This window comes from Lentzea sp. NPDC006480, from assembly GCF_040611995.1.
Taxonomy (GTDB): domain Bacteria; phylum Actinomycetota; class Actinomycetes; order Mycobacteriales; family Pseudonocardiaceae; genus Lentzea.
Map to the genome: position 1 here is coordinate 20,321 of NZ_JBEXPJ010000111.1, position 8,847 is coordinate 29,167.

At 67.7% G+C, this 8,847-nt stretch carries 5 protein-coding genes and 1 pseudogene; 5 read left to right on the forward strand and 1 reads right to left on the reverse strand.

What is annotated here, in order from left to right; genetic code table 11:
- Positions 1 to 2: 2 nt before the first annotated feature.
- Both mtrB and ABZX92_RS32355 read left to right on the forward strand, forming a co-directional pair.
- A complete protein-coding gene (gene mtrB, locus ABZX92_RS32350) occupies positions 3 to 1,751 on the forward strand; it encodes an MtrAB system histidine kinase MtrB (protein WP_355567750.1) in 1,749 nt (582 codons plus the stop codon).
- Positions 1,748 to 3,487 carry an LpqB family beta-propeller domain-containing protein gene (locus tag ABZX92_RS32355; protein WP_355567754.1) on the forward strand — a complete coding sequence of 580 codons (1,740 nt, stop codon included), beginning with the start codon at positions 1,748 to 1,750 and terminating at the stop codon, positions 3,485 to 3,487. The genes mtrB and ABZX92_RS32355 overlap by 4 nt, the downstream gene beginning before the upstream one ends.
- On the opposite strand, the gene ABZX92_RS32360 is transcribed toward ABZX92_RS32355, so the two are convergent.
- Complete coding sequence (locus ABZX92_RS32360; protein WP_355567757.1) at positions 3,475 to 4,089, reverse strand: ComF family protein; 615 nt, start codon at positions 4,087 to 4,089, stop codon at positions 3,475 to 3,477. The genes ABZX92_RS32355 and ABZX92_RS32360 overlap by 13 nt on opposite strands.
- Positions 4,090 to 5,063: 974 nt before the next feature.
- On the opposite strand from ABZX92_RS32360, the gene raiA reads away from it, so the two are divergent.
- The 3 genes and pseudogenes from raiA to ABZX92_RS32375 all read left to right on the forward strand — a co-directional run.
- Complete coding sequence (gene raiA, locus ABZX92_RS32365; protein WP_045317704.1) at positions 5,064 to 5,732, forward strand: ribosome-associated translation inhibitor RaiA; 669 nt, start codon at positions 5,064 to 5,066, stop codon at positions 5,730 to 5,732.
- A 350-nt stretch (positions 5,733 to 6,082) separates the two neighbouring features.
- Positions 6,083 to 8,762, forward strand: a pseudogene (gene secA / locus ABZX92_RS32370) (preprotein translocase subunit SecA); the annotation flags it as partial.
- A gap of 23 nt (positions 8,763 to 8,785) precedes the next feature.
- On the forward strand, positions 8,786 to 8,847 hold a 62-nt coding region (locus ABZX92_RS32375; protein WP_355567760.1), incomplete at its 3' end, for a phospholipase A2.

Below are 8,847 nucleotides of genomic sequence, written 5' to 3' on the forward strand. Positions count from 1 at the left end.
GTATGAAGTTCGTTCGGCCGGTCGTCGCGAAGGCGCAGTTCCTCGTCGAGGAAGCGCGGAAGCGATGGGCCGCGTTTGGTGATCTGTGGCGTCGTTCGCTGCAGTTGCGCGTTGTGGTGTCCACGCTCGCGTTGTCGTCGGCCGTGGTGTTCGTGCTGGGCATGGTCCTGCAGATGCAGATCACCAACCAGCTGCTGAGCACCAAGGACGAGGCCGCGGTGCGCCAGGCGATGGCCTCGCGGGCGCTGATCCAGTCCGATCTGGTCGGTCTTAACCCCGGCCCGGACAGCGTGCAGACGCGGTTCACCAGCGCGATCAACAAGCTCGCCGTCGGTGGCGCCGGCACGGACGCCACCACTGCGGGTGCCGGCGCGTTCGAGCCCGTTCTCGCGGACGGGCAGGGTGCGAACAGCGCCGGGCGGGTGCCGGCCGTCGGGCCGTTGGAGGACGTGCCGCGCGGTCTGCGCGACGTGGTGGAGCTCGGCGGCGAGGCCACGCAGATCCACACCGTGCAGCGCGGTGGCAAGGCGACCACGCTCTTCGTCGTGGGTCTGCCGATGAGCACGACCGCGCGCTCGATGCAGCTGTACCTGATCTTCCCGCTGACCGCCGAGCAGCGGACCGCGGAGGTCGTCCAGTCGACCTTGGCCGTCGGTGGCATCGTTCTTCTGATCTTGCTCGCTCTCATCGCGAACCTGGTGACGCGCCAGGTGGTCCGGCCCGTGCGGCAGGCCGCCGAGGTCGCGGAACGGTTCGCGGACGGCACTTTGCACGAACGCATGCACGTCGTCGGCGAGGACGACGTGGCAAGGCTCGCCGAGTCGTTCAACGAGATGGCCGAGTCGATCCAGGCCCAGTTCAAGCAGCTGGAGGAGTTCGGCCAGCTGCAGCGCCGCTTCACCTCGGACGTCTCGCACGAGCTGCGCACGCCGTTGACGACCGTGCGCATGGCCGCGGACGTCCTGCACGCCTCGCGCGAGCAGTTCCCCGCCGGCCTCGCCCGCTCCACCGAGCTGCTGGTCGACGAGCTCGACCGGTTCGAGTCGCTTTTGGGCGACCTGCTGGAGATCTCCCGTCTGGACGCCGGTGTCGAGGAGCTGACCGCCGAGCAGGTCGACATCCGCGTGCTGGCCCGCCGCGCGCACGACTCGGTGCGCGCGATCTCGACGAGCGCCGGTTCGCCGGTGGTGCTGGACCTGCCGGACTCGGAACTGGTGGCCGAGCTGGATTCCCGCCGGGTGGAGCGGATTCTGCGCAACCTGCTCGCCAACGCCATCGACCACGGCGAGGGCCAGCCGGTCGAGCTCACCATGCGCGGCAACGACGACGCCGTCGCGATCACCGTGCGGGACCACGGGGTCGGCTTGCGGCAGGGCGAGGCCGAGCTGGTGTTCAGCCGGTTCTGGCGCGCCGACCCGTCGCGCAACCGCCGCACCGGCGGTACCGGTCTGGGCCTGTCGATCTCGCTGGAGGACGCGCGGCTGCACGGAGGCTGGCTGGAGGCGTGGGGCGAACCCGGCCACGGCGCCGTGTTCCGGCTGACGCTGCCGCGCCGGCACGGCGAGGAAGTGCGCCACAGCCCGCTGCCCCTGGCTCCCGCGATCGCGCTGGAACCCGTTGCGGTGGTGGAGGAACCGGCCGTGCCGGAGGAGCCGGAAGAAGTCGAGCTGACCGAGGCCGAGATCACCTGGCAGCCCGCGGAGCCGGTGGACGGAACGCCCGCGTCTGAGGTTTCGGAGGAAGTGCGGTGAAACGGCTGGCGTTGCTGGTTCTCGTCCTCGTGTCTCTCGCGGGGTGCGCGGCGATCCCGACGAACACCCAGCCGAAGCCGATCGGGCCGAAGGACAACAAGGTCAGCAACACCCTCGCCGCGCCGGAACCGAGGCAGGGCATCGACCCGTTCCAGCTCGTGCGCGACTTCATCGACGCGACGTCGAACCCGGACGGTGACTACGCGGCCGCCCGCGCCTACCTGACGCCGGAAGCCAGCAAGAACTGGACCGTCACCAAGAACCCCGTGATCATCGAGTCGGCGTTCTCGACCGTGCCGATCTCGCAGGCGCCCGCCGACAAGACGCAGATCGTGCTGCTGCAGGGAAAGCGCGTCGGCCGGCTGGGCGGCGACAACGCGTTCGTGCCGGAGCTCGGCGACCTGCGCGAGCCGTTGAAGGTGGAGCGCAACAGCGACAACCAGTGGCGCATCTCGGAAGCGCCGCCGGCCGTCTTCCTGCCGCTGAACATCTTCAACAACAACTACCGCCGCGTGACTTTGTACTTCTACAACCCCGAGTTCACCGTGCTGGTGCCGGATCCGCGGTACGTCGTCGTCCCGCCGGCCATCAGCATTCCCACGCGTGTCACGGAGCTGCTGATCAAGGGCCCCGCCGACACCGTGCGGGACACGTTGAAGAGCGCGATCCCCACGGACGCGGACACGTTCTCGGACACGCGGGAAGCCGACGACGGGGCGCTCGAGGTCAACCTCACCAAGGTGGGCAAGGACCTGACGCCCGAGAAGAACAAGCAGATCGTCGCGCAGGTCGTGAAATCGCTCTCCGGCGTCACGACGTCGCGGGTGCGCGTGCTCGTCGACGGTCAGCAGATCCTGCCGGACCAGCGGGACTACCGGCCGTCCGACGTGTCGGCGACCGCGGGCGAGTCGTTGCTGGCGCTGAATTCGAACCTCCAGGGCATGCTCGTGGCGGACGGGGCGATCAAGTCGCTGGCCGACGGCAACCCGATCAAGGGCCCGGCGGGCAGCGGCACGTACGGCGCGGTGTCGGCGGCGCAGTCGCTGGACGGCTCGCGGCTGGCCGTGGTCTCCCGCTCCGGCGGCTCGATGCGGTTGCGCGTGGGGGAGGTGGAGCAGGAGCTGTCCGATGTGGACGTCAAGGCGAACTCGCTTTCGCGCCCCACGTGGCTGTTGTCCAGCGGCCCCAAGGAACCTGGTTCCGAGGTCTGGACCGTGGTCGACGGCACTTCCGTCGCCCGCGTGACCCGCTCCGACAACGGCAGCTGGACCAACAAGGCCGTCAACATCACCGAGCTGGGCCAGTTCGGCCCGATCTCCGACCTGCGCCTGTCCCGCGACGGCACCCGCGCGGCCCTGGTGATCGGCGGCAAGCTCTACCTCGCGTCCGTGGTCCGCAACGACCAGGACGTGGCCCTGCGCACGCCCCGCCAGCTCCAGCAGTCCACGCTGGGGTCGGCCGTGCAGTCGATCGACTGGCTCTCCCAGGACGTGCTGGTCGTTTCCTCCTCCATGCCCGCGCTGCCCGTCACGAAGGTCAACACGGACGGCTTCAAGCTGGAGCGCTACAGCCAGTCGAACCTCAACGTTCCGGTGAGCTCGGTGGCCGCGGCGCCCGCCCGTCAGGTGCAGGTGATCGACCCGTCGGGCTTGTGGTCGGCGTCGGACATCACGGACGTGTGGAAGTCGAGCTCGCTTCGGGTGCCGGCGGGCGCGCTGGTCTTCTACCCGGGCTGAGCCGGCCGGGCTGAGGTCAGCGCGAGCACGGCCTGCGTGCGCACTCCGGCACGACGCAAAGCCCTAACACAGGCCGCCGCGGTCGCACCCGTCGTGATCACGTCGTCGATGAGCACGGTCGTGCCCGGCGGCGGTCTGCCGTGGACCAGAACCCGCCCCTCCAGGTTCTGTCTTCGTTCCTCGACCCCGAGCCCGACCGAGTCCCGCACACCCGGCGCGAGACTCAGGATCGGGGCCACCTCAGCGATCTCGACGGCCCGGGCGATTCTCACCATGTGGTCGCCGCCCCTCTCGCGCGCGGCACTTCGTCGTGACGGGGCCGGGACGAGCGTCCACGGGCGTGGGCCCACCGTGATGAGAGCAGCGGCCACGATGGCGCTGAACCAGGCCACAAGCGCCCGTGCGCCCCGTTCCTTGAAGGCGAGCACGAGTTCCCTTGCGGGACCGTGATAGGCGGCCAGCGCCCACACAGGAGGCCCGACACCGGGCACGTGGATTCGCTCTGGCGGCCCGAAAACGTCGAGACACGTGGCGCAGCAGGCGGTGCCGGGGCGGCCGCAGCCGGCGCAGTTGGACGGCAGCAGCAGGTCGAGTGCGGTCATGGGACAAGCATGGCGACGAGGTCTGACAAAAAACGGAGGTCCGCGTCTGGGGACTTTCGGCACCGCCCACAAGGGTGAAGTTCCTGTTTCGTTGTGGATCACCGTTGGGTCCAGGTAGGACGCATCGGCCCAGTTCGTCGCAAGTTCTGTGACGACACACCAAGATCCGCCAACTCGTTTCGCCCCGTTCGTCCCAGCGTCTGGTGAGCGAATGTTTCAGAACTGAGGCGTCCGCAGGTTGGACGTCTCAGTACGGGGGAACCCGGCCGCATGAGCACCCGAGCCGTCAGTCCGGAGGGGTCCGAGCGTGAGGCCAGACCGTCAGGTCCTTGTTAACGACTATTCACATGTGGAGCTGACCAGCGGTTATTCCTTGGAATGCCACGGTGTCCGGTCGCAGTGGAGATCAACGGTGTTGTCCGTCATTGGGCGAAATCCCCCGTTCAGCCGGGCGTGACTGCCCCGTGATCGGTCATCGATACCGATCAGTTCTGTTGGAAGAAGTGCCCGGAAGGCAGCTGAGCGCATCGGAATCGATCTCTTCGAGGTTTCGGGAACATGACGCGCGGGTCGCCCGTTGGCTGGGTATGAGGCCGCACCTGGACCCGTTCGACGCAGCGAGACTGCCGTCGAGTGCCGGTCCGGGGCTGCGCCGGACGGGTGAGCGAGATGCCGGTGAGCCGGGTTCGTGGCACGCTCGGGACACGACTCGCAACGCGCTGTCGTCGCGCTGCGTAGTCACCAAAAAAACTGGTCGTTCCCCCGGCAAGGGGGCTTACGCGACGGTGAATCCCAAGCTAACGTGCACCGCTATCAGCGTTCCCGGCCCGCGGGGAGGAGGCGAACAGCCCATGACCCTGGCGCCGTGAGAGCCGAGGGAGACGACCCTCTGCGACACAAGCGCGATCCATGATCGCCACGGCGCTCTGAATTCAGTCCAGCCAAAGCTCGCAGCAAAGCGAGGGAGGTCGTGTATGGACATCGTCGTTAAGGGCCGCAACGTCGAGGTGCCCGATCACTACAGGGTGCACGTCGCCGAAAAGCTGGCCCGGCTTGAGCGCTACGACCGCAAGGTCATCCGCTTCGACGTGGAGCTTTTCCACGAGCCGAACCGCCGCCAGTCGAAGAACTGCCAGCGGGTCGAAATCACCGGCAAGGGGCGGGGACCAGTCATCCGTTCCGAAGCCTGCGCGGGTGACTTCTACGCCGCGCTCGATTCTGCGGTCGCGAAGCTCGAGAACCGCCTGCGTCGGTCGCACGACCGCAGGCGAGTCCACCACGGGGCGCGGGCCCCGATCTCGGTGGCAGAAGCGACAAGCGGACTGGGGGACTCCTCCGCCGCTGGCGAAGCAATGACGTCGCGCCGCGCGAAGACCGCGGTGTTGGACGCACCCGAGGCCGACTACGAGGGCATGGCGGAAGTGCCCGCGCAGCGGTGGGACGACGGCCTCGACGACAAGTTGCCCGGACGCGTCGTACGCGAAAAGGAGCACGCCGCCAAACCGATGACCGTCGACCAGGCCCTCTACGAGATGGAACTGGTCGGACACGACTTCTACCTGTTCGCCGACACCGACAGCGGGCGCCCGAGCGTCGTCTATCGCCGGAAGGGATTCGACTACGGCGTGATCAGGCTCGCCTGACACCGGTAACCACACCTTCGACCGCCGCCGCCCCGCACCCCTCGTGTGCGGGGCGGCGGTGTGCGTCTACCGCCGTTCGGCGCCCGAAAGTTTCACCGTGAAGGTGAATCTCGCCCCACCAGGAACCTTTACGCGGCCCTCATGCGTTCACCACTCCAGTAGCCGAGCTCGGGGGCACCGGCGACAGGCAGCCTGCGTTGATCGCAGAACGGCACCTGACCTGCACATACCAGGTCAGGGAGACCAATCCGCCTGTGTCTGTGCGCACATCTTGGCGACTTGCCTACGATGGGCAGGGGAAAGGCGTCCGACGTGGGCGCGCCGCGATACAGGTGATGAGGTCTATCCAGATGGTGCTGTCCCGACTGCTCCGCTCCGGCGAGGGCAAGATGCTCAAGCGCCTCCGCAACATCGCACACGCCATCAACGGCCTCGAAGATGACGTGGTCGACCTCAGCGACGCCGAGTTGCGCGCCAAAACCGAGGAGTTCCGCAAGCGCTACGCCGAGGGCGAGTCGCTGGACGAGCTGCTGCCCGAGGCGTTCGCCGTGGCCCGCGAGGCCGCGAAGCGCACGCTGGGCCAGCGCCCCTACGACGTTCAGCTCATGGGTGGCGCGGCGCTGCACCTCGGGCAGATCGCCGAGATGCGCACCGGTGAGGGCAAGACCCTGACCTCGGTCATGCCGGTCTACCTCAACGCCATCGCGGGCAAGGGCGTCCACGTCATCACGACGAACGACTACCTGGCCAAGCGCGACGCGGACTGGATGGGCCGCGTCCACCGCTTCCTGGGCATGACCGTCGGCGCGATCCTCTCCGAGATGACGCCGGAGCAGCGTCGTGTCGCGTACAACTCGGACATCACGTACGGCACGAACAACGAGTTCGGCTTCGACTACCTGCGCGACAACATGGCGTGGAGCCTGGACGAGTGCGTGCAGCGCGGCCACCACTACGCGATCGTCGACGAGGTCGACTCGATCCTGATCGACGAGGCCCGCACGCCGCTGATCATCTCCGGCCCGGCCGAGCAGTCGGCGCGTTGGTACACGGAGTTCGCGCGCCTGGCCCCGCGGATGCGCGGCATCGACGTCACCCAGCTCTCCCAGAAGGACCGCATCGAGGTCATCGAGGAGAAGTCGAAGTCGTACCACTACCAGTACGACGAGAAGAAGCGCACGGTCGCCGTCACCGAGCTCGGTGTGGAGTTCATCGAGGACCAGCTCGGCATCGACAACCTGTACGAGGCGGCCAACACGCCGTTGGTGGGCTACCTGAACAACGCCCTCAAGGCGAAGGAGCTCTACAACCGCGACAAGGACTACATCCTCCGCAACGGTGAAGTGATGATCGTGGACGAGTTCACGGGTCGTGTGCTCGCCGGTCGTCGCTACAACGAGGGCATGCACCAGGCCATCGAGGCCAAGGAGGGCGTGGAGATCAAGGCGGAGAACCAGACTCTCGCCACGATCACGCTGCAGAACTACTTCCGCCTCTACGAGAAGCTCGGCGGCATGACCGGTACCGCCGAGACCGAGGCGGCCGAGTTCCACCAGACCTACAAGCTGGGCGTCGTCCCGATCCCGACGAACCGCCCGCCGCAGCGCACCGACCAGCCCGACCTCGTCTACAAGAGCGAGGAGGCGAAGTTCGACGCCGTTGCGGACGACATCGCCGAGAAGCACGAGAAGGGCCAGCCGGTCCTGATCGGCACGACGAGCGTCGAGCGCTCCGAGTACCTGTCGAAGCTGTTGGTGCGCAGGGGAATCCCGCACGAGGTCCTGAACGCGAAGCACCACGACCGCGAGGCGCTGATCATCGCGAAGGCGGGCCGCAAGGGCGCCGTCACGGTCGCGACGAACATGGCCGGCCGCGGTACCGACATCGTGCTGGGCGGCAACCCGGACATCATCGCCGACCACGAGCTGCGCGAGCGCGGCCTCGACCCGGTGGAGACGCCGGAGGAGTACGAGGCCGAGTGGGCCAAGGTCGTCGAGGAGCTCACGACCCTGGGCAAGGCCGAGGCCGACGAGGTCCGCGAGGCCGGTGGCCTCTACGTCCTGGGCACCGAGCGCCACGAGTCCCGCCGCATCGACAACCAGCTCCGCGGCCGCACCGGCCGTCAGGGCGACCCCGGCGAGTCGCGCTTCTACCTGTCGCTGCAGGACGAGCTGATGCGCCGCTTCAACGCGTCCATGGTCGAGATGGTCATGACGCGCCTGAACGTGCCGGACGACGTGCCGATCGAGCACAAGATGGTCACCCGCGCCATCCGCAGCGCGCAGACCCAGGTCGAGCAGCAGAACTTCGAGATCCGCAAGAACGTCCTCAAGTACGACGAGGTCATGAACCGCCAGCGCACGGTGATCTACGCCGAGCGCCACCGCGTTCTCGCGGGCGAGGACCTGAAGGAACAGGTCCAGCACATGATCGTCAGCGTGGTCGAGGAGTACGTCAACGGCGCCACCGCCGACGGCTACGCCGAGGACTGGGACTTCGAGAAGCTGTGGACGGCGCTCAAGACCCTGTACCCGGTCAAGCTGGACATCAAGGAACTGCTCGAGTCCGATGAGGACATCACTCGCGAGTACCTGCGCGAGCTCCTCGTCACCGACGCCCTCGACGCCTACCAGGCCCGCGAGGACGACATCGACGCCCGCGTCGGCGAAGGCGCCACCCGCGAGCTGGAGCGCCGCGTCCTGCTGTCCGTCCTGGACCGCAAGTGGCGCGAGCACCTGTACGAAATGGACTACTTGAAGGAGGGCATCGGCCTGCGCGCCATGGCGCAGCGCGACCCCCTCATCGAGTACCAGCGCGAGGGCTTCGAGATGTTCAACGCGATGCTCGACGCGTTGAAGGAGGAAACCGTCGGCTTCCTCTTCAACCTCCAGGTAGAAGCCGCCGAGCCAGAGCCTGCCGAGCCCGAGATCCCGGTGGCCCTGGCCGCGGCCCCGCAGACCCTCCCGCAGGTCTCCGGCAACGGCGGCGGCGCCCGTGCCCGAGCCCGCGCCGCCATCGACTACTCGCCGGACAACCCCTTCGGCTTCAAGTTCCTGCCGGCCTGCCACCGACACGACTTCGGCTATCGCAACTACAAGCGGCAGTCGCGGTTCAG

Bases quoted from the DNA above. Each gene is read 5' to 3' on its own strand.
- mtrB (WP_355567750.1), top strand. From the start codon at position 3: ATGAAGTTCGTTCGGCCGGTCGTCGCGAAGGCGCAGTTCCTCGTCGAG.
- ABZX92_RS32360 (WP_355567757.1), bottom strand. From the start codon at position 4,089: ATGACCGCACTCGACCTGCTGCTGCCGTCCAACTGCGCCGGCTGCGGC.
- raiA (WP_045317704.1), top strand. From the start codon at position 5,064: ATGGACATCGTCGTTAAGGGCCGCAACGTCGAGGTGCCCGATCACTAC.